Annotated in this window: 18 protein-coding genes and 1 pseudogene; 9 read left to right on the plus strand and 10 right to left on the minus strand. The window is 74.7% G+C overall.

Translation table 11 applies throughout. The features are described from left to right. Positions 1–53: 53 nt before the first annotated feature. Complete coding sequence (locus ACSU53_RS14770) at positions 54–824, minus strand: GAF and ANTAR domain-containing protein (RefSeq protein WP_437027988.1); 771 nt, start codon at positions 822–824, stop codon at positions 54–56. 113 nt (positions 825–937) lie between these two features. After that, the gene (locus ACSU53_RS14775; RefSeq protein WP_437027990.1) at positions 938–2281 is read right to left on the minus strand and encodes a helix-turn-helix domain-containing protein; all 1344 of its coding nucleotides are present in this window, start codon (positions 2279–2281) and stop codon (positions 938–940) included. A gap of 98 nt (positions 2282–2379) precedes the next feature. On the opposite strand from ACSU53_RS14775, the gene ACSU53_RS14780 reads away from it, so the two are divergent. Then, a complete protein-coding gene (locus tag ACSU53_RS14780; protein ID WP_437027992.1) occupies positions 2380–2547 on the plus strand; it encodes a hypothetical protein in 168 nt (55 codons plus the stop codon). A 187-nt stretch (positions 2548–2734) separates the two neighbouring features. On the opposite strand, the gene ACSU53_RS14785 is transcribed toward ACSU53_RS14780, so the two are convergent. The 4 genes and pseudogenes from ACSU53_RS14785 to ACSU53_RS14800 form a co-directional block, all read right to left on the minus strand. Next, on the minus strand, positions 2735–4114 hold the full coding sequence (locus ACSU53_RS14785; protein WP_437027994.1) for an extracellular solute-binding protein: 1380 nt from the start codon (positions 4112–4114) through the stop codon (positions 2735–2737). After that, a complete protein-coding gene (locus tag ACSU53_RS14790) occupies positions 4114–6972 on the minus strand; it encodes a substrate-binding domain-containing protein (RefSeq protein ID WP_437027995.1) in 2859 nt (952 codons plus the stop codon). The genes ACSU53_RS14785 and ACSU53_RS14790 overlap by 1 nt, the downstream gene beginning before the upstream one ends. Positions 6973–6976: 4 nt before the next feature. Continuing rightward, positions 6977–7339 (minus strand): effector-associated constant component EACC1, encoded by a 363-nt coding sequence (locus ACSU53_RS14795; protein WP_437027997.1) that lies wholly within the window; start codon positions 7337–7339, stop codon positions 6977–6979. A gap of 426 nt (positions 7340–7765) precedes the next feature. Beyond that, positions 7766–8848: pseudogene (locus ACSU53_RS14800) on the minus strand (hypothetical protein); the annotation flags it as partial. A gap of 293 nt (positions 8849–9141) precedes the next feature. On the opposite strand from ACSU53_RS14800, the gene ACSU53_RS14805 reads away from it, so the two are divergent. The 3 genes from ACSU53_RS14805 (at position 9142) to ACSU53_RS14815 (ending at position 12081) form a co-directional block, all read left to right on the plus strand. Continuing rightward, positions 9142–9594, plus strand: a complete 453-nt coding sequence (locus ACSU53_RS14805) for a hypothetical protein (protein ID WP_437027999.1) — start codon at positions 9142–9144, stop codon at positions 9592–9594. Positions 9595–9940: 346 nt separating this feature from the next. After that, positions 9941–10903: a hypothetical protein gene (locus tag ACSU53_RS14810; RefSeq protein ID WP_437028001.1), complete on the plus strand. Its 963-nt coding sequence runs from the start codon at positions 9941–9943 to the stop codon at positions 10901–10903. 176 nt (positions 10904–11079) lie between these two features. Beyond that, complete coding sequence (locus tag ACSU53_RS14815) at positions 11080–12081, plus strand: endonuclease/exonuclease/phosphatase family protein (RefSeq protein ID WP_437028003.1); 1002 nt, start codon at positions 11080–11082, stop codon at positions 12079–12081. Positions 12082–12262: 181 nt separating this feature from the next. Here ACSU53_RS14815 and snpA read toward each other — a convergent pair whose 3' ends face one another. Beyond that, on the minus strand, positions 12263–12973 hold the full coding sequence (gene snpA, locus ACSU53_RS14820) for a snapalysin (protein ID WP_437028004.1): 711 nt from the start codon (positions 12971–12973) through the stop codon (positions 12263–12265). Between the two features lie 256 nt (positions 12974–13229). Here snpA and ACSU53_RS14825 point away from each other — a divergent pair, with 256 nt between their 5' ends. Then, the gene (locus ACSU53_RS14825) at positions 13230–14171 is read left to right on the plus strand and encodes a LysR family transcriptional regulator (RefSeq protein WP_437028006.1); all 942 of its coding nucleotides are present in this window, start codon (positions 13230–13232) and stop codon (positions 14169–14171) included. 260 nt (positions 14172–14431) lie between these two features. Here ACSU53_RS14825 and ACSU53_RS14830 read toward each other — a convergent pair whose 3' ends face one another. Continuing rightward, positions 14432–16510 (minus strand): PhoX family protein, encoded by a 2079-nt coding sequence (locus ACSU53_RS14830; protein ID WP_437028008.1) that lies wholly within the window; start codon positions 16508–16510, stop codon positions 14432–14434. A 510-nt stretch (positions 16511–17020) separates the two neighbouring features. Here ACSU53_RS14830 and ACSU53_RS14835 point away from each other — a divergent pair. The 3 genes from ACSU53_RS14835 to ACSU53_RS14845 all read left to right on the plus strand — a co-directional run bounded on the left by ACSU53_RS14835 (position 17021) and on the right by ACSU53_RS14845 (position 20953). Further along, positions 17021–18730, plus strand: a complete 1710-nt coding sequence (locus tag ACSU53_RS14835; RefSeq protein WP_437028010.1) for a VWA domain-containing protein — start codon at positions 17021–17023, stop codon at positions 18728–18730. Between the two features lie 122 nt (positions 18731–18852). After that, on the plus strand, positions 18853–20469 hold the full coding sequence (gene metG, locus ACSU53_RS14840) for a methionine--tRNA ligase (RefSeq protein WP_437028012.1): 1617 nt from the start codon (positions 18853–18855) through the stop codon (positions 20467–20469). A gap of 118 nt (positions 20470–20587) precedes the next feature. After that, positions 20588–20953, plus strand: coding sequence for a PH domain-containing protein (locus ACSU53_RS14845; protein ID WP_164338597.1), 366 nt, complete (start codon positions 20588–20590; stop codon positions 20951–20953). 9 nt (positions 20954–20962) lie between these two features. Here the strand turns inward: ACSU53_RS14845 and ACSU53_RS14850 are convergent, their stop codons facing one another. Both ACSU53_RS14850 and ACSU53_RS14855 read right to left on the minus strand, forming a co-directional pair. After that, a complete protein-coding gene (locus tag ACSU53_RS14850) occupies positions 20963–21187 on the minus strand; it encodes a DUF397 domain-containing protein (RefSeq protein WP_437028014.1) in 225 nt (74 codons plus the stop codon). After that, positions 21184–22059 carry a helix-turn-helix domain-containing protein gene (locus ACSU53_RS14855; protein ID WP_437028016.1) on the minus strand — a complete coding sequence of 292 codons (876 nt, stop codon included), beginning with the start codon at positions 22057–22059 and terminating at the stop codon, positions 21184–21186. The genes ACSU53_RS14850 and ACSU53_RS14855 overlap by 4 nt, the downstream gene beginning before the upstream one ends. 158 nt (positions 22060–22217) lie before the next feature. Between ACSU53_RS14855 and ACSU53_RS14860 the strand changes: the two genes are divergently transcribed. After that, positions 22218–22763, plus strand: coding sequence for an ATP-binding protein (locus ACSU53_RS14860; RefSeq protein ID WP_437028017.1), 546 nt, complete (start codon positions 22218–22220; stop codon positions 22761–22763). The last annotated feature ends 71 nt before the right edge of the window (positions 22764–22834 follow it).

Below are 22834 nucleotides of genomic sequence, written 5' to 3' on the forward strand. Positions count from 1 at the left end.
GACGAGCCTAGGGGGCGGCGGTCAGCTCCGGCCGGGGGTGGGCGGAGGCGGCGTCAGGGCGCGTCGAAGCGCCGACGGTGCGCCACCACGTCCCCGGCCACGTCGAGCGCGGTGCGGCCCTGGGCGAAGGCGTCCCCGCGCAGCCGGGCCAGGGCGTCGGCCGCGCCGAGCCCCAGCTGCGCCATGATCATGCCGACCGCCTGGTGGATCGTGTCGTGGTCCGCGGCCAGCCCGCTGAGCCACGGTTCGCTGCCCCGGTACTCGTCCTCCTCCCCGCGCGGCAGCGCCATCAGCGCGACCGTGATCATCCCGGCCGCGAGGCGTGCCACGCGCAGCTGCCCGTCCGTGAGGGAGCCGGGGGTGCCGCGGTACAGGTCGAGGGTGCCGACGCACAACCGGTCGCTGCCCAGGGGCAGGGCGTGGACGGCCCGTACCCCGGCCGCGACGGCCTGCTGGGCGAAGACGGGCCAGCGGTTCCTGCTGCGGACGGACTCCAGGTCGGCGGCGAGGACCGGCTCTCCGGTCCGCAGCACCCACTGGCAGGGCCCGTCCCCGAGCGTGGCCTGGAGCTGCGCCAGGTGAGCGGCCCGGGAGCTGCTGGCGCCGAGGGGGACCGGCATGTCCTCGGTGCGCAGGGACGCGCTGGCGCCGTCGACCGGCAGCAGCCCCACGACGACGGCGCACAGCCGTCCCGGGACCTCCTCGGGCCCGGCTCCGCGCACGCCCGCGGCGATCGCCTCGGCGGCCCGCTCGTACCCGGCGGGGTCCGGCCCGTCGGGGCGGCCCGGCAGGGAGCCGCCACCAGGGTCGTCCCCGGACCGCACGGCGGCACCGCCTCCTTCGCTCGTGATGTGGCCTGAGCCGGCCGAAACGAGGCCCGACTACCCGACGCCTCCGCACCGAAACACGATGCGGAATGTTCGAGTCCGCATCGTGATCAGAGCGTCGGCTGGGCGGGCGCCGGGCCGAGGGTCGTGGTGCCGGGCGCCGTGCGGTGCCCCAGGCCCGTGCGGTAGGCGTCGAGGGCGGCCTCGACGCGCCCGCCGCGCCGGAACAGGTCCCCCAGGAGACGGCACAGGTCGGCCAGGTCACCGACCGCGCCCGCCCGCTCCAGCAGGCTCATGGCCCGCACGTAGTGCTCCTCGGCCCGCTCGGTGTCGCGCGCGTCCTCCGCGATGATGCCGAGCAGGCGGTGCGCCGCCGCCGCGTGGACGGCGCCGCGCTCGGGGGACAGGCCGCCGAGCACGTCCCGCAGGAGGTCCGCGGCCTCGTCGGAGGAGCCGCGCCGGTGCAGGACGTCGGCCAGTTCCACGGTGACCTGGCAGCTGTACAGCGAGGCGCGGCGGGCCGACAGCATGCGCAGCGCCTCGCGCAGTTCCGCCTCCGCCCGCTCCAGTTCGCCGTTCTGCGCGCAGACGTAGCCGCGCATCCAGTGGCAGTTGGCGAGTTCGGTGCGCAGGTGCAGCCCGCGGTACAGCTCGGCCGCCTTGGCCAGCGAGGCGTCGGCCTCGGCGAGCCGGCCCTCGGCGAGCAGGGTGCGGGCGACCGACCGGTGCATGCGCGCCACCAGCGCGGGATCCCCGGAGCGCGGCGCCAGCGCCAGCGCGAACTCCGCCGCCTGCGCGGCCCGGGCGTGCGCCCCCATGTCCATGTAGGGGCCGATGGCGCTGGCGTAGAGCAGCAGCAGCGCGTCCGGGTCGTGGAGGCCGCCGCGGTTCAGCTCGTCGAGGGTGGACTCCAGCAGGTAGACGGCGTAGCGCAGTTCGCCCGCCAGGTAGTGGGCGACGGCCCGGCCGCGCAGGGCGGGCACCCGGGCGGGCAGCGGGGCATCGGCCAGGCACGCCTCGGCCCGCTCGAAGAACTCCCGGCCGGGGACGAGGTCACCGGTCTCCAGCGCGCACTCCCCGAGCCCGAGCAGTGCGGCGGCCTGCTCCTCGGCCAGGTGGTGGGCCTCCGCGGAGGCCAGCAGCGCGGTGAACTGCTCCACGGCCGGCCCGGTCTCCCCGGCGGCCAGGACGCGCTGCGCCTCCGTCAGGCCGAGCCGCAGCTCGGTGACGAGCCGGGCCGGGCGGCCGGTGGCCAGTTCGTCGAAGGTGACGCCCAGCCGGCCGGCGAGATGGCGCAGGGCGTCGTCGGAGGGCCGGACCCGGCCGGACTCCAGGGTGGAGATGTAGGCGGGGGTGTACACCGGCTCCGCCAGCTGCTTCTGGGTCAGGCCGCGCGCCGTGCGCAACTGCTGCACCCGGCGTCCGATGGTGCCCGGATCGTCCCGCTCCCCCACGCCCAACTCTCCTTGTGGCTCTTGCCGTTCGAGTCCGACAGGCTCTAGGTTAAACGCCGGATTAACCATGGTTACCCCATCGCTGTAGTGAGGTCGCCGTGCAGGCACACACCCGCACCGTCGAGCGGTACGCCCGTGGCGTCGCCGCGGCCGTCGCCGCCGTCGCCGCGCTCCTCCTGGCATCGGTCACCGGCCCCACCTCCGACACCGCCCAGCCGGACCCGGACCAGCACACCACCGCCCCGGTGGAGGCCGCGGTCCGCTAGGACGCTTCCGCGGGGGGTGCGTGCGTTCCCCCTGAAGGCTGCCCGCCCCCGCCGCCGCCGATCCCGGCGGCGCCCCCGTACGTACGTCCGTGGCCCCACCCCTGCCTCAGCACCCGCGTCTCAGCCCTCCCTCCCCGTGCGCGGCCCGCCGCCCCGCGACACGGGCGGGGCCCCGGACCGGCCCGGCTCAGTCCGACAGCGCCTCGCGCAGGGCCCGGTCGAGGCGGGCGGCGAGTTCGTCCCCGTCGGGCGGGTCGTCGCCGAGCAGCGGGCCCAGCTGGGCCGTGAACGTCTGGGTGAACGCCCCGTACAGCGGTGTCCTCGGCCGCTGCACCGCCTTGCGCAGGGCGTCCAGCAGGATCTCCCGGGCGTACGCGGGCCGCCCCCCGGCATCGCGCGGCACCGGGTCGGCGCCCTCCCCGGCGGGGGACGCCGAGGGCGTGGCCGGGGCGGACGGGACGGTGGCCGTGGTGCAGCGCACCCCGTCCCGGTAGGCCGAGACACGGGTCGCCGCGAACCCGGCGTCCAGCAGGCAGCGTTCGCTCTCCCGGCCGGTGAGGAACCGGATCAGGTCGGTCGCGCTGCGCGCCCGCGGCGACGACGAGGTCACCGCCAGGTTCTGCCCGCCGAGCACCGCCCGGCCGGGCAGCGGGGCCACCCCGAGCTGCTCCTCGGTGAACGTCCGGTGCAGCGCCGGGTAGACGTAGGGCCAGTGCCGCAGGAAGGCGGTCCGGCCCTCGGCGAAGTCGCTCAGGGAGGCCGCCTCGTCGGACTGCACGGCGTCGGCCAGCGTGTACGGCCGCCCGGTGCGCCGGCTCAGCTCCTCGATGCCGTCGGCCAGGTCCTCCACGGTGCCGGTGTAGCGGCCCTCCCCGTCGACCAGGGAGAAGTCCTCCACCGCCGACGCGAACGCCTCCACCGCGTTGACCGTGCGCCCCTCGTACGCGGCGAGCTGGGTGGTCCAGCCCTTGTCGTAGGCCGGCTCGTCGAGGCGGCTGTCGAGGGTCTCCACGAGGTCCCGGACCCCGGCCCAGGACGTCAGGTCGACGCGCCGCACCCCGGCCCGTTCCAGGTAGTCGCGCCGGTAGTACAGCAGCCCCACGTCGCTGTTGAACGGCACCGCGTACACGTCGCCGTCCCACCGGGCCGTCCCCGCCACCGACTCGACGACGTCCCCGTCCACCAGCCCCTCGGGCAGCCGGCGGACCAGCCCGGCGGCGGCGAACTCCGGCACCCACGTCACGTCCAGGTTGACCACGTCGTAGGCGGCGCTGCCCGACTGGAGGGCGCCGAGCAGCTGGCTGCGCTGTTCGTCGGCGCTGCCGGGCAGCTCCACCAGACGCGCCCGGTACTCGGAACCGGCGCGCCGCTGCTCCTTGTTCCAGGCGTCGATGAGCTGCTGGCGGATGCCGTTCTTGCCGGTGACGTCGCGCCCGCTGGCGACGACGATGGTGCCGGGCACGTCGTCGGCGGAGGGCACGGACGGGGGCCGGCCGCCGTCCCCGCCGGCCGTGCAGGCGGCCGCCATCAGCAGCGCCGCCGAGAGCGCCGCGAGCCGTCGGAGCATCAGCCGTCCCCCGTTCCGGTCCGCGCGACCTCGTCCTGGAGGGCTGGCCCCAGGTCGTCCGCCGCGTCCAGGCAGCGTCCGCCGCTCGCCTCGGCGATCCGCCGGTCCGGCCGGTCCGCGTCGCAGCCCGCGTTCTGCAGGGACACCACCGTCACCGGCACCCCCGCGGTCTCCGCCCGGTCGAGCACCTCGCGCAGCCGTGCCCCGGTCAGCCGGTCGTGGTCCTCCCCGTCGGTGATGTGCACGATGAGCTGCGGCCGTCCGTCGTCGCCGAGACGTTCCATCACGTCGAACGCGGCGAGCAGCGCCGCGTGCGGGTCCGCCTCCGCGTCCTGGACCTCGGCCCGGAGCCCGATGGTCCGTTCGGCGTCGGCCCGCCGGTGCGCGGCGAGCGGCAGCACCGTCCGGTAGGGCTCGTCGCCGTCCCCGGCCACGCCCCACACGCCGTACACGTCCCGGCCGCCGAGCCCGCCCAGCGACTGCCGCAGCAGACCGGGGCCCCCGCTCGGCCCCTCCCACAGCCGGCCCATCGAGCCCGAGCTGTCCAGCAGGTACAGCACCCGGCCGGGGCCGCCCGCCTCCCGGTACTCGGCCAGCGCCCGCTCCATGGCGCGCTGTCCCGCCGACTCGTGCAGCGGGCTCGGCGCGTGCAGCACGCCGTCCCACGGACGTCTCTCGTCGAGCGGCATCCGGGTGTCCGGGTCCCTGAAGCCCGCCAGGGCGAACACGGCGCGGCCCTGCGGCCCGGCCAGCCAGGCCCGGAACGCCTCGGCCGCCGCGTCCCGCGTCGCGGCGTCCCGGTCGCCGCCGCGCCAGCGGACCCGGACGAACGCCGGCTCCATCCCGGGCACGTCCTGCGGGTACTGCGCCATGCGGGGCGTGCGCGTGTTGCTGTCGCAGTCGACCCCGCTGAGCAGCAGGAACTCCGGGACGAGGGCGGAGGTGCGGTTGTCGGTCACCTTGTCGTCCGGGAGCGTGCACAGCAGTTCCCCGGCCGTCGGGGACGGCGGTCCGGGCTGGGCGACCATCCGCTCACCCCGGTCGGCGGCCCGGGCGTCCTCGCCGTAGAGGCCGACGGTGGCGAGCAGGCCGACGGCGGAGAACTCCGGGTCCGGGCGCCGCACGGCGGCGTCCTCCTCACGGCCGGTCAGCTCCTCGATCATCTCGGTCAGCGTCCTCCCGGTGCGCTCGGTCTGGGCCTCACCGGCGGCGTGCTGCGGCACGGCCAGCACCACGGGCGAGTAGGCGAGCGGTTCGCCGACCGTCTCCAGCGCGGCGACCGCGTCGGTGTCCTGACCGTCCACGACCCGGGCGACGTCGGCGCCGGAGGCGGGGATCCACACGTCGGGCTGCGGACCGATGTCGCGCTGCGGGTTGGTGTCCTCGTCGCGGGGCTCCTGCCACAGGCCGGACTGGCGGCTCAGCGCGTCCACCACGTCGGCGGCGCCCGCGCTGTGCACGGTGACGCCCGCGCGCCGGCAGCCGTCGCCGGCGGTGTTGTCGGCGGAGGCGACGAACGCGTCGGCGGCGGTCCGGAGAGTGGGCTCCAGGTCCGGGCCGGTCAGCACCCGCAGTTCCACCGGCGGCGCGCAGAGGGCGTCGTCGGCGGCGACGAGCCGGAACAGGCCGTACCCGCCCGCGCCGAGCAGCACCGCCCCCAGCACCGCGGCGAGCACCAGCCTGCCGATGCCCCGCCCGCCGGGCGCACCGAGGGGCGCCGGGGCGAGCCACGCGAGCACCCGGGCGCGCCCCGCGCGGAGCGCGGCGGCGAGACGGGCGGCGATCCGCCCCGGGCTCCGCTCCCCCGGGCCGGGCGACGCGTGCGTCCCGCCCCGGAGCGGGCCGTCCGGCGGATCGCCGGGCGACGGACCGTCCGGCGGGGCAGGGGGCGGCGGACCGTCGGGCGGGGTGGTGGACGACAGACCGTCCGACGGGGTGGACGGCGGGCCGTCGGGCGGGGTGGTGGACGGCGGGTCGTCGGGCGGGGTGAACGGCGGACCGTCCGACGGTGTGAGGGGTGGCGGACCGTCCGGCGGGGTGGACGGCGGGCCGTCGGGCGGGGCGGGGGACGACGGGTCGTCGGGCGGAGTGCCGGGGGACGGAGTGCCGGTCGGCGGCGTCGTCCCCGCCACCAGCAGTACGTCCACGTCCGGCTCCGCGCGCCACTGCGGCTCCCACCGCTCGTCGCGCACGGTGCGGTGCCGGCCGGCGCTCATCCGCTCCCGCAGCCGTTCGGACACGTCCCGGAAACCCGCCTCGCCCGGCTCGTCGAGGAGGTCGGCCAGGGCGGCGGTGCAGGGCGTCGGCGTCCCCGGGTCGCCCGCGTCGATACGGTGGTTGGCCTGCACGCTCATCAGCAGCAGCACGCGCCGCTTGTCGTGGAAGGTCTCCCACACCCAGGCCGCGTTCCCCGCGAAGCAGCAGTCCAGGATCACCACGATCCGCCGGGCCCGGCTGGTCGCCAGCACCGTCAGCACGGTGGTGAACATCTCCGCCCCGGGGAACACCGCGTGCCCCCCGGCGACGACGCGCGCGTTGCGCATCTGCAGGAACAGCTCGTCCCCCGCGCTCGGGATGGCGCCGTGCCCCGCGAAGTAGAAGAGCAGCACCCCCTCGGCCTCCTGCGCGGCCTCGATGAGCAGCTGTCCGAACGCGTCCAGGGTCGGCGAACGGGCGACCTCGATCTCGTCGTCCGTGAACAGCCGCCCCCGGGCGAGCACCTCCCGCATGCGGGTCACGCTGTGCTCCACGGCGGGCAGGTCACCGGACACGCCGTGCGGCGGATCCGTGCGGTCGTATGCGGACACGCCCACCAGCAGGGCCCGGTTGGGCAGTCCACGCGGGTCGAAGAGGGACACCGGCCTACCTGTCGTCGAGGTCCACCGGCTCGACTCTGCCCTCCGGCGGCTCACCGTTCTCGACGTCCCGCCGGTTGGCCCGCCAGGCCGTCACGGCCCGCTTCACCTGCTCCAGCAGTTCCGTGAAGACCACGCCCGCACCCGCCCCCACGACGACCAGGACGATCTCCAGGCCGGCCCCCATGGGGGCGCCCTCCTCGTCCGTGCGGCTCCGCTCCAGGATCCGTAACTCGCCGGCGCGCACCCGTTCGTGGAGCGGTTTCTCCCGTTCCAGCCACTTGCGCAGCGCCCCGATGTCGCTCTCGCTCGCCGTCCCGTCCAGTCGCACCCGAATGCCCGCGTCGGCCACACCATCCCCCTCAGCCATAACGCACCATCATGGCACCGCGCGTGCCGCACAGGGAGGGGTCGGGCACTCCCCGCGCACCTCGGGCGTCGTTGCGCACCACCGGCCCGCGCCGCCCGGCGAACGGCGCCGACAGGCCCCCGCCCCCGGCGCTGTTCGGCCGCGGCCCCGGCACGCCTTCCCGGCCGGCGGGCGCGGCACCGCTCCCGCTCGACGGTGCGCCCGCGACGGCTCCCGTCAGAGCTGTTGCTGCATCTCCTGCTCACCCGGCGCTTGCCGCGCTTGCCGCGCTTGCCGCTCTTGCCGCGCAGGCTGCGTTACCGGCGGCTGCTGCAGCTGATGCGGCTGCGGGATCTGCGGGGACTGCTGCACCTGCGGGGATTGCTGCGCCTGCCGGGCCTGCTGCACCCGCGGGCTCTGTTGCACCTGCGGGCTCTGCTGCATCTGCTGCAGGCGGGCGAGGCGGCGCTGCACGTGGTCCAGGGCGCCGGCCCGCCGGCCGGGCACGACCGTCCGCAGCCCGGCGAGCGCCGGGCCGAGTTCCCGCGCCCGGTGCGGGTCCTCGATGCGGCCCCACTGGTGGTGCGCGCGGTCCACGGCCGTCTCGACCCCGGGCGCGTCGGCCGGCTGGCCGGCGCTCAGCCGTGCGCTCGCCACCGCGAGCCAGGTGCGGCAGCTGCGCGCCGGTTCCCCGGCCAGCATCGCCAGGTCCGCCCGTACTTCCGCCCAGTGCAGGGCCTCCTCGGAGGCCGCTCCGTGGGCCAGGGCGGCAGCCCGCTCGTGCCGGGCGGCGAGCGCGTCGGCGTCGCCGTGGCGGCCGGAGCGCGCGGCGGCGGAGACGGCCGCGTGCGGGTCGTCCGGCACCCTGCCGGGCCGGACGGGTGCCAGCTCCAGGCCGGGGTCCGTGCCGTCCGCGGCGATCCGGGTGAACGCCAGCCGGTGCAGCTCCTCCTCCGGTGGCCGCCGGCCGCTGCGCAGGATCGTCGCGATCGCCGTCATGTACGCGGGAGCGGCGACCGTGCGGCGGCCCGGCGCCGGGGCGATCCGGCCGTGGACGGCGCTGTGCGGACCGCAGCCAAGGGGGGACCGGCGGCCGGGCGGCAGCGGCGCGCACAGCACCCGCCGGGTCTCGGCGTCCGCGTGCAGGTCGAGCACCAGGGTCGTCGCGCCCGCCGGGCGCAGCCGCAGCTCGTCCCGGAACCAGTGCCAGGGGAACGCCGTGTAGCGCACGGTCGCGGGGGTCGTGCGGGCCAGCGCCAGGTGCGGCAGCCGCTGGCGCCGGTCGAGCTGCAGCTGGCCGGTGACGTAGACGGTGAGCGGTCCCGGCGCGGCGGCGGCGGCACGCAGCCGCGTCAGCACGGCCTGGGGTTCCAGCGGGTCGGCGAGTTCGATGACGTTCACGGAGCCGCTGCCGCTCGCGGACAGCACGCCGGGCGGTACGGCCGCCAGGACGGGGAGCACGGACGCGGCGTCCACCAGCCGTCCCCGGCCCACCGGCGAGGCCGCCAGCAGCAGCACGGTTCCGGGCACGGTCGCCTCCCCCTGTCGATCACCCACGGGCAGCACGGTAACCGCTGCGCCCCGCGCGAGGGGACGGGGACGGCGAACGTTCCCCCTGCGGGGCGGAGACGGAGGCCGGAGTTCGGGGCCAGGGCAGGAACCGGGGCCCCGGACGGGGGACGGGGCCGGGCCCGGCCCGCCGGAGGACGACGGAGGGCGGGCCACCGGGGCCGCGGGCCGGTGAAAGTCGGTGCCGTCGACTTGCCCGCGGGGCCCGGCCGGTGTGCTCTGGTAGGCGGGGGCGAGGAGAGAGGAGTGCTCTCATGGCTCACGCGGCACCCAGGTCCAGGGTGAGGATGCGGACCGGGAACGAGCGGTCCGGCACGCCCGACATCTTCAGCGGGCGGACCCACCGGATCGCCCGGATCGCCGTCCCCGTCGTGCTCGGCCTGGTCTACGGCTACTGGGCCGCCGCCAACGTGCGGTACGGCGGGCCCATCACCGGTGGCAACGTGCTGTTCGGCTTCCTCGCCGCCCTGGTGTTCATCGTGCTGTACCTGGCCGTGCAGGCGATGGCCCCGCGCCTGAAGCGCGAGCCGCACGCGGCGCTGTGGGGCGCGTTCACCGCGGCGGCCGTCGGGTTCCTGGTCAGCACCACCGGTTTCAGCGTGCTGTGGTCCATGTGGCTCGGCCTGGCGACGGGCGCGGCTCTCGGCGCGATGCTGTTCTACCGCTACCACTCCCGAGAGGACGCGGCGGGGCACCGGCGCCCGTGAGCCACCCGGCGGCCGAGCGGCGGCGCGGCAAGCCCCGCGGCAGCACGGCAGCCGAGCGGCTGAGCGGCTGAGCGGTCGAGCGGCGGTGGTTGGTTCGGCTCGGGCTGCGGTGACGAGCCCGAGCCGAACCGGGCGAACGAGGCGGCCCACGTCGGTCCGTTCGGTGTGCCCGCAGGCCGGTCCCATCACCCGTTCGGGTGAAGCACCCCCTCCGTCGCACGGCCCGGCGGCTCCCGTGCACCCGTCTGCGGGCGCTGCGCTCGCGGACCCGGCTCCGGCCGCCTTGCCTGGAGGGGTGTCCGCCTCCTCCGTCCCGCCCGGCTCCGGCCCACGGGCGACCCACCCCGTGTCCGACCCGACCGCCACCGGGCCCATCGCGCCCGGCCGTCCCGGCGGCCGGCGGCTGCGCGACGCCGTCTCGGCCGCGCTGACCGCGCTGGCGTGCCTGCTGCTCCCCTGTGGCGCCCTCGCGGTCTGGGCGTCGCACGGGCTCGCCGACACCGGCCGCTACGTCGGCACGATGGCTCCGCTGGCCGCCGACCCGGACGTGCGGGACGCGGTCGCGGACGCCGTCGGCGACGGGCTGGTGCGGGAACTCGGCGCGGAAGGGTCCCCGGCCCTGGCGGCGTTCGTCCGGGACGCGGTGCGCTCGTTCACGCACACCGAGGCGTACGCCACGGCGTGGGAGGCGGGCAACCGTGCCGTGCACGACGCGGTCCTGCACGCGGTGCGCGACGAACGGGCCGCGCCGGGACCGGTCACCGTCGACCTCGCCCCGGTCGCGGCGGAGGTGAAGGAGCGTCTCGTCGCCGACCGGGTGCCGTTCGCCCGGCACATCCCGGTCGAGCACACCGAGGTGGCGGTGGTCCCGGCCCGTGACGTCCCCGGCCTGCGCAAGGGATACCGGATGCTGGACACGGCCGCCCTCTGGCTGCCCCTGTCGGCCGTCGCCCTCGCCGTCGCGGGCATCGCCGTCGCCGGATGCCGTCGCCGCGCCCTCGTCGCGACCGGCCTCGGCACGGCACTGGGCGGCGCCCTGCTCGGGGCCGCCGTGTTCGCCGGCCGCCGCCTCACCCTGGCCGACCTGCCCGAACGCGTCCACCGGCCCGCGGCGGGCGCGGTCTACGACGCCCTCACCGCGGGTTTGCGCACCGCGTCCTGGCTGCTGGTCGCCCTGGGCGCGGGCGTGGCCCTGCTGTCCTGGCTGGCCGGGCACCACCACCGCCTGCCCGGCCTCCGCCACCGCGTGAAGGCCCCGGACGGCGCCGCCCCCGCGCCTCCCGCCGCCCCGCCCCGCGCGCGGGTGTGAACACAGCGCCCTCCGACGGCACCCGGCCCGCGCCCGCCCGCCCCGCACCACCGGTCCCGCCGTGGAGCGGCTCTGGAGCGGCTCGCCTGTCGTGCGAGGTGACGCAACCCCGGCGGACGCCCCGTCGTCCATGAGGGAGGATGCGGGCGTTGCCCTCGCGAGCGGAAGGCCGGACGTTGGACACTGCGACTGCCGAGTGGACCGCCGACGACGGGACGGCCGGCCGCCGGAGCGCACGGCGGCGCCTGCGCTCCCGGTGTGCGGCGCTGCTGTTCGCCGGGGTGAGCGTGGTCGTCGGCTGCCGGGTGGCCGACACCGACGGCGTCACGCCCGTGACCCAGCTGCTCGCGTTCCTGCCCTGGCTGCTCGTGCCCACCGGGGCCGGTCTGCTGCTGACCCTGCTCGCCCGGTGGTGGATCGGCCTGGCCTGGGGCATCGCCCTGCTCGGGCTGCTGGCCTGGTTCATCGAACCGTACGGCAAGAGCGTGGAGCCCACCGGCCGGCCGGTCGTCTCCCTGCGGGTGCTGACCTCGAACGTGGAGTTCGGCGGGGGGACCGGTCCGCTCGTCGAGGCGGTGCGCCGCGACCAGCCGGACCTGGTGTTCGTGCAGGAGTGCGACCCCGGCTGCGAGGCGCGGCTGGAGCGGGACCTGGCGGACAGCCACCCGCACCGCAGCGCCGTGTCCGGCGGCGGCTCCGAGGGCTCCGTCATCCTCAGCCGCCACCCCCTGCGGGACGCCGAGCCCGTGCCCGGCACCATGGGCATGCCCGCCGCGGTCGCCGACGTCGACGGGCATGCCGTGCGGCTGCAACTCGCCCACCCGATGCCGCCGTTGCCGGGTCAGACCGAGCTGTGGCAGCGCGAGCTGGGGCGGCTGCGCGAGGCCGCCGCCCGTGACCGGACCACGCCCGCCGTGTTCGCCGGTGACTTCAACGCCTCCCAGGACCACGCCGCCTTCCGCCGCATCCTCGACACCGGCCTGCGCGACGCCGCCCGGCTGGCCGGCGCCGACCGGACGCCGACCTGGCCGGCCCGGACCATGCCCGCGTTCGGGGCCCAGATCGACCATGTCCTGGTGTCCGGACAGTTCGCGGCGCACCGCGTCCGGTTCCTGGACCTCGCCCGCACCGACCATCGCGCGGTGCTCGTCGACCTCACCCTGCACGAGGGCCGCTGACGCACGGCGGCGCGGGCCGCCCCCGCGAGGGGACGGCCCGCGCACTCCGGCCGGGCAACGGTGCCGTGGCGCCTGGCGTCCTGTGCCGCCCCGTGCCGTCCTGAGCCGTCGAGAGCCGTCCTGAGCCGTCCTGAGCCGTCCTGTGCGGACGGCCGTGGCGCGCACCCGGCCCGGCGCCCGGTCAGCGGGACGACTTCTCCAGCGCCTTGTCCGTCGCCTCCTGCATCGCGGCGGCGAGGCCGTTGGCCCACAGCTGGTTCACCCGGGACCGCTCCGCCGCGTTGGGGTAGGCGTTGGTGCAGGACGGGCCGGGGCCGCCACCGGACATCAGCTCGCTGCACGGGCCCGAGTAGTGGTCCGGCAGCCCGAGCACGTGGCCGGTCTCGTGCGCGGTCACGCGGGTGGAGTCGTACGTCTGGTTCTGCCGGTAGTCCAGGAAGATGTACCCCCGGCCGTGGCCGTCCGTGGACGCGTAGGAGCCGCGCGGGTCGTTGCCCTCCCGGTAGGAGAAGTCGGCGCCCGACGTGCCCGCCTGGAGTCTGACGTTGGAGACCGAGCTGTTCCAGATCTGCGTGCTGCGGGCTATCTGCGTGGCGAACGACGGTGCCCGGGAGGCGTTGTAGACCACCGTGACGGCGGCCGTGCTCTTCGGGTTCGCGGCCCGCTTCTCGGCGACCGACCGCAGCACGGCCTCGAAGAAGGCCCGGTTGGCGCGGGCCTCGGCCTGCGCGTCGGCCTCGGCGGCGGAACCGGCGGCCGGAGACTCGTAGGCGACGACCGGCGCGCCCTCGGCGGTGGGGGTCGCCGAGGCCGGCCCGGCGGTGCCGAGTCCGAGGGTGGCCAGGCTCAGTCCGGCGGCGGTGAGAACGGACAGGGGCATGCGCAGGCGCATGGGTGACTCCTCGAGGTGGGGGGATGAGTCAGACACCGTGAGTGTCCGTGCCCGTACGGCCGTTGTGATGATGGCAACCGCCGATAGGACCGCCCTATCCCTCTCCGTCCCCACCTGCCCCGGCATGCCCGGCGGCCCGGCCGGGCACCGCTGCCGGCCGGTGCCGGCCGCTCACGCCGCGAAGGCCCGATGGTCCTGATCGGTCGCCATTTGTATGTCTGGTGAAAGCTGAACTTCCGCCTTACCCTCCCAGGGCATGGAGCTTGAGGTCAGGCACCTCAGGGCGCTGTGCGCCATCGCCGACACCGGCAGCCTGCACCGCGCGGCACGCCAACTGGGAGTGGCACAGCCCTCGTTGAGCACGCAGCTGCGGCGCATCGAGCACGAGCTGGGCGGTGCCCTGTTCGTCCGGGCCCGGACCGGCTGCCGCCCCACCCCGCTGGGCCGGCTGGTCCTCAGCCGTGCCCGCCCCCTGGTGGCCGAATTGCGCTCCCTGGTCAGCGAGGCGCGGGCCGCCGCCGTCGGCGAACGCCAGCTGCGCATCGGGTCCACCGCCAGCCGGGCGCTGGCGGGATGGCTGCGCCGGCTCCGCAGGCACTGGCAGGAGCCCACCCTCCACATGGACGTCTCCGCCAACGCCCTGCTGCGGATGGTGGCCGACGGCCAGCTCGACGTCGCCTTCGTGCACGAGGTCGAGGGCAGCCCGCTGCGCGTCCCGGAAGGGCTGCGGATCCGCGTCCTGGTCGAACGGGAACCGCAGTTCGTCTGCCTGCCGGCCGACCACCCGGCGGCGGCCAAGCCGGTCGTGCGCCTCTCCGACCTGGCCCGTGACCGCTGGATGATCGACCCCACCGTCGACGGCGAGTGGGACGCGGTGCGCCGGGTGCTGCGCGCCGAGGGACTCGACCCGCGCATCCTGCACGGGGACTACCACACCGCCGCGTCCCTGGTCGCGACCGGCGAGGTCGTCACGGTGGTCCAGCCGACCTCCCCCTCCCGCGCCGAGACGGCCGTGCGCCGCCTGCACGGCGACCCGCTCGGGGTACGGCTGCTGCTGGCGGCCCGCACCGACACGGAACTGGAGGGCGTCTACCCGGACCTCGCGGAGGCGTACGGGGAGGTCGCCCGGCAGGCCCCGGCGTACCGGGAGTGGCTGGAACGCAGCGGTCCGGGAGCACCCGTTCCGGCCCTCCCGTGACCGCACGGCGTGGCCGCCCCGGGGGAGACGGGAACGGACCGGAAGGCGTTCCGCTTCCCCCCGGGTGGCCGGCGGGCTTCCCGGGTGGCCGGCTGGCTCCCCGGGCGGCCGGCGGGCGATGAGCCGTGGCCCTGAGCCGTGAGCGGCCCCGGCGCCCGGCCTTCAGCCCTCGGCGCCCGACGCTCGTGATCGGTGCGCGGCGCCCGGCCTTCGCGACCGGTACGCCGCCGAGGCCGCCGGGGCCGCCGGGGCCCGCGGCCTCAGACGCCGATGTCCCGCCCGTCGGCGCGCCACACCGCCACGACGGCCGGACGGACGTACGTGCCGGGACCGTCGGGCCAGGTGCTGCCCGGGTTCTCCACCGTCGCGCCGTCGACCTCGCCCGGGTGCTGCACCGCGACCAGCACCCGCCGGTCCTGGATGACGGGACCGCAGGTCTCCGCGCCCCTGGGCACCGTCAGGAACTGCTTCAGCTCACCGCGCCGGCTGCCCCGCGTGGCGACGCCGAAGAGACCGTCGTGCGAGCCGAGGGCGTTGCCGTCGGTGGAGATCCACAGGTTGCCGTGGTCGTCGAAGGCGACGTTGTCCGGGCAGGAGATGGGGCTCACGGCGTCCTTGGGGAAGCCGGCGAAGTACGTCGCCGGGTCCTCCGGGTCGCCCGCGACGAGGAACAGCGACCAGGCGAACCGGGTGCTCTCCGGCCGGTTCCAGCGCTCGGTGAGCTCCAGGACGTGGCCGTGCTTGTTGGCGTGACGCGGGTTGGCCTCGTCCGCCTTCGGGTTCGAGCCGACACCGCGGTTGGAGTTGTTGGTGAGGGCGACGTACACCTTGCCGGTGACCGGGTTCGGCTCGATGTCCTCGGGGCGGTCCATCTTGGTGGCGCCGACCTTGTCACCGGCCAGGCGCGTGAAGACGAAGACCTCCTCGGCGGTCATGCCCTCGACGTGCGAGACGGCACCGTCGGCGGTCGCGGTGGCCAGCGGGATCCACTGTCCGCTGCCGTCGAACTCGCCGTCCCGGGGCAGCTTGCCCGTACCGTCGATCTCGAGGGCGGGCGAGTCCCCGGTCAGCCTGGCGACGTACAGGGTGCCCTCGTCGAGCAGCGTGCGGTTGTGCTCGCGGGCCCAGCGGCTGTTGCCGTGACGCATCCGCTTGCTGCCGACGAACTTGTAGAAGTAGTCGAAGCGCTCGTCGTCCCCCGAGTAGACGACGGGCCGCCCGTCGTGGGTCAGCCGCACGGTCGCCGCCTCGTGCTTGAACCGGCCCAGCGCGGTGCGCTTGCGGGGCGTCGACGTGGGGTCGTGCGGGTCGAGTTCGACGACCCAGCCGAACCGGTGCACCTCGTTCGGCTCCTGGGAGAGGTCGAAGCGCCGGTCGAATCGCTCCCACTTGCGCTCGGTCTCGCCGCTGCCGATGCCGTAGCGCTTGTCCGTGGGGCGGCTGCCGCGCGCGAAGTACTGGTTGAAGTTCTCCTCCGCGTGCAGGGTCGTGCCCCAGGGGGTGGTGCCGCCCGCGCAGTTGTTCAGGGTGCCGAGCACCTTGGTGCCGCTCGGGTCGGCCGACGTCCTCAGCAGCTCCGACCCGGCGGCCGGGCCGGTGAGCCGGAACTCGGAGGTGGCGGTGAGCCGCCGGTTGAGCCGGTGGCGCGGGACCGGGGCGAGCTTCCCGGTCCTGCGGTCCTCCTCCACCGCCACCACGGCCAGCCCGTGCGCGGCCCAGGCGATCTCCACCTGCTCACGGGTGGGGTTGGCCGGGTCGTAGTCCCGGAACATCAGGATCTCGTCGGTGTACTCGTGGTTCGCGACGAGCAACTGGCGGCCGCGCTCGCCCTTCAGCGGCAGCAGGGCGAGGAAGTCGCAGTTGTAGCCGAACTGTCCGGCCTGCGCCTTCGCGCTCTGCCGTTCCGGGTCGAAGGCGGGCGCCCCGCGCAGGATGGGCTCGCCCCAGCGGATGACGACGTTCTGCCGGTAGCCCTCGGGCACGGTGACCGCGTCGGTGGTGTTGGGTGCGACGGGCGTGAACCGCAGGCCGCGGGCGCCCTTCTCTCTGGGGTGGTGGGGCTTCCCGCGCCCGGCCACGGGTGCCGCCTGCGCCTCGGGCGCGGTCGCGACACCGGCCGCACCGGCGCCGGCCGCGGCGACGGTGACCACGGCGGCGGCCCGCATCACCGAACGCCGGCTGAGGGCACCGGCGATCACGTCACCGACGTACTCGTTGGTGCTGGTGTTGGGCACCTCGTGGAAGCAGGCGTCACCACACCGGAATCGACAAGTCAGGGCGGACCGGCCGCCGGGGTGCGAACCGGACGGCGTTCCGATCAACGGCAGCAGCTTGCGCACTTCGTTCTCCTTGGATGCCCGTGAGTGTCAGCGCGACGCTAGGAGCGCAGCGGTGCCACAGCCGGGCGACCGGGTGAACGGCGGGTGAACCCGTGGCGGCCTTCGAGGAGTTGAGCACGGGGCTGCGGACGCGGGCGCACGGGCCGGAAGTCCCCCTTGACAGGGGAGCGGCCGGACATCCCGACCCTGCCCAAGATCGCCTGTGCGGGCCGCTAACCTTACGTGTCCGTCCTGGCCAGGGATTGACGGGCATCAACTCAGCGAAGGGTTGCGCACATGGGCATTCTCACTCTCTTGCGGAACGCGTTCGGCCGGTCACGCAGAGCAAGGACCGCCGAGGCGGAGGGTGCGGCGCAGGCCGTCGAACCGCAGCCCGCCTCCGCTTCCCCGGAGCCCAAGCTCCCGTCGCCGTCCCCCGAGCCCGCCTCGGAACCGGCCCCGCGGTCGACCACGGAACCGTCGGATCAGCCGGAGCGGTCGGATCAGCCGGAGCGGTCGGCTTCGGCTGCCGTGCCCGAGCCCCGGAGCGAGCACGATCTCGTCTCGGCGGCCTTCGACAACGTGGCGGTGCCCCACCCCACCCGTTCGGACGATGCGACGTCCCCGTCGGACGAGCCCAAGGCCGAGCCCGAGGCCACGGCCGAGCCCGAGGCCGAGGCCGACTCCACGACCGGGGCCGCTGCCACGAGCACGGCGAAGGCCACCGACGAAGCGGCCGCCGACGCACCGGCCGAGGCTGCCGCCGGCACGGACACCGACGCCGGCACCGAGGCCGAGGACGCCGTCGCCGAGCGCCCGGCGACGGAGGCCGGCACGAAGGCCGACGCGGAGACCGACACGGAGACCGACGCGGAGACGGCACCGAAGCCCGCCGGGACCGCGCAGGCGGCGGACCCGCAGCCCGGAACCGCCCCGGAGGCCGAGGCGAAGGCCGAGGTCCCGGACGCCGAGGCCGAGGCGAAGGCCGAGCCGACGCCCGCCGCCGAGCCGGAGCCCGCCGCCGAGCCGGAGGCGCAGGACGCGGAGACGGACGCGAAGGCCGAGGCCGCCGAGCCCGAGAGCCAGCCCGAGGCGGAAGCCGAGACCGGGACCGCGGCCGAGGCCGTGGCCGGGACCGACGCGGAAGCCCCCAAGCCCGAGGCGGAGGCGGACGCCGAGGCCGCCCCCGAGCCGGAGGCAGCCGCCCCGGCAGAGCCGACCCCCGCCACGACGACGGAGGCCGACAGCACGACCGAGGCGGACGCCGAGGCCACCCCGAAGGCGGACGCCGACCCCGCCCCCGAGGCCGACGCGGCGCCCGCGGCCGAGCCGGAGCCCGAGTCGGCCCCGGAGCCCGAGTCGGCCCCCGAGCCCGAGTCGGCCCCCGAGCCGCAGGCCACGGCCGAGGCGGATGACAAGACGACCGGCAAGACGACCGGCAAGGCGTCCGACAAGACGACGGACAAGGCGGACGCCGACGCGGAAGCCGCGGCCGCAGCGGAAGCCGGAGCCGAGACGGACTCCGAGGCCCCGGCCCCGGCCCCGGCCCCGGCCCCCGAGCCGACAGCCCCCTCCGACTCCCCCTCCGCCCCCGCTCCCGTCTCCGTCCCCGCAGCCCTCTCCACCGCCTACGAGGCCGCCGCCTCCGTCCTGGAGCAGCACCACCTCTCGGGCACCCGCGCCAAGGTGTACCTGGTCCTGGACCGGTCCGCCTCCATGCGCCCGTACTACAAGGACGGCTCCGCCCAGGCCCTGGCCGAGCAGACGCTCGCCCTGGCCGCCCACCTCGACCCCGAGGCCACGGTGAAGGTCGTCTTCTTCTCCACCGAGCTGGACGGCACCGGCGACCTCACCCTCGACGACTTCGAGGACAGGATCGACACGCTGCACGCGTCCCTCGGCCGGATGGGCCGCACGAGCTACCACGCGGCGGTCGCCGAGGTCCTCGCCCAGCACGACAAGTCGGGCCCCGGTCCGGACACGCCCGCCCTGGTGGTCTTCCAGACGGACGGCGCCCCGGACGCGAAGACCCCGGCCAACCAGGCCCTCTCCGAGGCCGCCACCTCGCACCCGGCGGTCTTCTTCTCCTTCGTCGCCTTCGGCGACCCGGAGAACAAGGCGTTCGACTACCTCCGCAAGCTGAAGACGCCGAACACCGCGCACTTCCTCGCGGGGGCGACGCCGCGGGAGCTCACGGACAAGGAGCTCTACGAGGGCGTCCTGGCGTCCTGGCGCCCGTAGGCCGCCGCCGGGAACGCGGAAAGCCACACCCCCGGGGGGTGGGCGGGACGGGCCACTGCCCTCCCGTCCACCCCCCGAAACGCGTGTGAGCCGATCACCTCGGGCCCAGTAGGATTTCGGGCATGGCGGCCACTGGATCAGAGAAGCAGGGGGCGAAGGCGTACTACGTCACGACCCCCATCTACTACGTCAACGACGCTCCTCACCTGGGCCACGCCTATACGACCGTCGCAGGCGACGTGCTCACCCGCTGGCACCGCCAGCGCGGTGAGAAGGTGTGGTACCTCACCGGCACGGACGAGCACGGTCAGAAGATCATGCGCACGGCCGAGGCGAACGGGGTCACCCCGCAGGCCTGGGCCGACAAGCTCGTCACGGAGGCGTGGAAGCCCCTGTGGGAGCACCTCGGCATCGCGAACGACGACTTCATCCGCACCACGCAGAAGCGGCACACCGACCGCGTCCAGGAGTTCGTGCAGGACCTGTACGACAAGGGCGAGATCTACAAGGGCGGCTACGAGGGCCCGTACTGCGTGGGCTGCGAGGAGTACAAGCTCCCCGGCGAGCTGCTCGACGGCGAGGGCGAGTACGCGGGCCAGAAGCTGTGCCCGATCCACAAGAAGCCGGTGGAGATCCTCAGCGAGGAGAACTACTTCTTCAAGCTGAGCGAGTACAGCGAGAAGCTGCTCGCCCACTACGAGGCCAACCCCGGCTTCATCCAGCCCGAGTCCGCGCGCAACGAGGTCGTGAACTTCGTCCGCCAGGGCCTGGAGGACCTCTCCATCTCGCGTTCGACGTTCGACTGGGGCGTCCCGGTCCCGTGGGACGACAAGCACGTCATCTACGTGTGGGTCGACGCCCTGCTGAACTACGCCTCGGCGGTCGGCTACAACGAGAACCCGGAGAAGTTCGAGGGCACGTTCCCCGCCGACGTCCACCTGGTGGGCAAGGACATCCTCCGGTTCCACGCGATCATCTGGCCGGCCATGCTGATGGCGCAGGGCCTGCCGTTGCCCGGGAAGATCGCCGCGAACGGCTGGCTGATGGTCGGCGGCGAGAAGATGAGCAAGTCGAACCTGACCGGCATCAAGCCGCAGGACCTGACCTCGCACTTCGGCGTGGACGCGTACCGCTGGTACTTCCTGCGGGCCATCTCCTTCGGCCAGGACGGCTCCTTCTCCTGGGAGGACTTCTCCGCCCGCTACACCAGCGAGCTGGCCAACGACTACGGCAACCTCGCCTCCCGGGTGGCGGCCATGGTCGGCAAGTACTTCGGCGGCGAACTGCCCGAGGCGACGGCGTCCGGCGAGGCCGAGCAGGCCATCCGGGACGGCCTGGCCACGGCGGTCGCCAAGGCCGACCGCAGCATCGGCGACGAACTGGACTTCCAGAGCGGCATCCTCGCCGTCTTCGACTTCGTAAAGCAGGTCAACGGCTACATCACGGAGCAGGAGCCCTGGAAGGTCGCCAAGGACACCTCCGACGAGGGCAAGGCCCGCCTGGCGACGATCCTGTACACGGCGGCGGAGTCGCTGCGCGCAGTGGCCGTCCTGCTCAACCCGGTCATGCCGGAGACCTCCCAGAAGCTCTGGGACTCGCTCGGCGCGGAGGCTTCCCTCGGCGCGCTCGCCGACCAGAAGGTCGGGGAGGCGGCCGAGTGGGGCCGGCTGCCCGCCGGTTCGACGGTCACCAAGGGCGCGGTGCTCTTCCCCCGCCTGGAGGAGAAGCCGACCGCGTAACACGCGTGCCACAGGCGGGGCCCGGGAGGACGACATCCTTCTCCCGGGCCCCGTGCCTTTGCGACGATCGGAGGAGAGCGGCCGCCCGGCCGCGGACCACTCACCCCGGGGGACCTCCATGGCACTGTTCGGCAACGCCCACACCGTCAACCCCGCCCAGGCACAGCAGGACTACGCCCGGCTGCTCGGCCACGGCGAGCAGGTGCACGCCGCGTTCCTGCTGATCCGCGACACCATCCTGTTCACCGACCGCCGGCTGATCCTCATCGACAAGCAGGGCATCACCGGCAAGAAGGTCGAATACCACTCGGTGCCGTACCGCAGCATCACCCACTTCGCGGTGGAGACCGCCGGGACCTTCGACCTCGACGCCGAACTGAAGATCTGGATCTCCGGTCACCAGGCACCGATCGAGAAGACCTTCACCAAGGGCGTCGACATCTACGAGGTCCAGGCCATCCTCACCCAGTTCGTGGCGCGGTAGCAGGACACGTCACTCGCCGGGCCGGCTCCCGGACGCGTACGCCACGAAGCCCGCCCACGCCTCCGGCGCGACGGCGAGCCGGGGGCCGGTGTCCCGGCACTTGGAGTCACGGACGTGGACGGTACCTGGGGTGGTGGCGACCTCGACGCAGGAGTCGCCGTCCGGGCCGCTGCTGTAGCTGCTCTTGAACCACGCCGGTCCGGAGGCGTCCCCGGCGGAGACCTTACGGATCACGATTCCCCCAGCAGTTGTTCGATGAAGGCAAGCGACTCCCCTGGTGGCAGCGCCTGCGCCCGGATGGTGCCGTACCGCAGTTCGAGAATACGGAGCTGCCTCAGGTCAGTGACGGGACGGCCGGTGAACGCTCCGTCGGAACGCCCCACGGCGGTGCCGTCCTCGAACTTCAGCAACTCGATCCTGCCGCTCATGCCGGGGTGTGGCGCACTGTCCATCGGCATCATCTGGAGGGACACGTTGCTCAACCGCCCCACCTCCAGCAAGCGTTCGAATTGCTGCCGCCGGACCATTGTGCCTCCGACCTTGCGCCGAAGCGTCGCCTCTTCCAGGACGAAGCTCAACGCCGGTGCTGGACACCGCTCATAGACGGCCTGCCGAGCGACACGGGCGGCCACGCGGCGCTCCAAGTCCTCGGGCGTGTAAGCAGGCAGCCACGACGCCAGCAGGGCCCTCGTGTAGTCCGAGGTCTGCAACAGACCCGCGATGTTGCTGCTTTCGTACACCCCGATCTCGACTGCCCGCGCCTCCATCTGCGCCAGGTCCCGCACCTTCTTCGGATAGCGGACCTTGGCCACGTCCTCCTTCATCGCCGAGAGCAGCCCACCCGCCCCCAGTACTTCGTCCGCCCTGTCCAGATACTCCGGCCGGGGAATCCTCTTCCCGCTCTCGATCTTGTAGACGAGGTCCTCGCCGTATCCCACCGCCGCGCCGAACTCTCCGGCCCGCATCCCGATCGCCTCACGCCGCAGCTTCAACTGCCGTCCCACGGTGGCGACCACGGCCACGCCCCACTCGTCGTCCGGGTCCACCTCCCACCCCGGTTCGTCCGCCTCGGTCCTGAGCTGACGGACCTCACCGTCCACCGACATGTGTGCACCCCTCCGTCGTACCGCCACCTACCGGCCGGGTCCTCCCCGTGCGCACCGCCCCGACAAGCCCGGACACGACCGGACAACCGACGGACAGTCACCGTACGCAACCACGCTGTCACTCCCCACGGTAGGCGCGTACGGCCACGCTGAGTGACATGAATCAGGAATTCCCCCAACCCGACAGTCCCGCCCGGAACTTCAGCGCCCTGCTGTCCCCCACGCCCCGGGGCGCCCGCCTGGCCCGTCTGCTCGCCACCGAACAACTGCGCAGCTGGGGGCTCCCGCTGGACCCGGCCCGGCTCGTCGTGGCCGAGCTGGCGAACAACGCGTCCACCCACGGCCGCGTCCCGGGCCGCAGCTTCCGGCTGCTGCTCCGGGTGGTCGGGGCGACCCTCCGCATCGAGGTCACGGACACGCGCGGTGACAAGCTCCCGCCCCACCGGCCCGCCGGCCCCACCGATGAATCCGGCCGCGGTCTGACCCTCGTCGCCGCCCTCGCCGACCGCTGGGGCGTCACCGACAGCCTGCCACCCCGCACGACGGTCTGGGCCGAACTCACCCTCCCCGCACCGCAGTCACCGGAGCGTGAGCGCTCACGCTCCGGCCCTCCCTGCGATCCCTATGCACCACCCACGGGGGAGAAAGAACCCCACCAAGCCCCACCCCTCCCTCCCGCCGGGCAAACTCACTCCCGCGAGTGAATATGCCCAAGTGGGCTGGATTCGGGACGGGTTGCCTGCCTTACGCTCAGCGCCAGCAGCACCACACCACT

The sequence above is a fragment of the Streptomyces sp. enrichment culture genome (genome assembly GCF_964273255.1).
Taxonomy (GTDB): Bacteria; Actinomycetota; Actinomycetes; order Streptomycetales; family Streptomycetaceae; genus Streptomyces.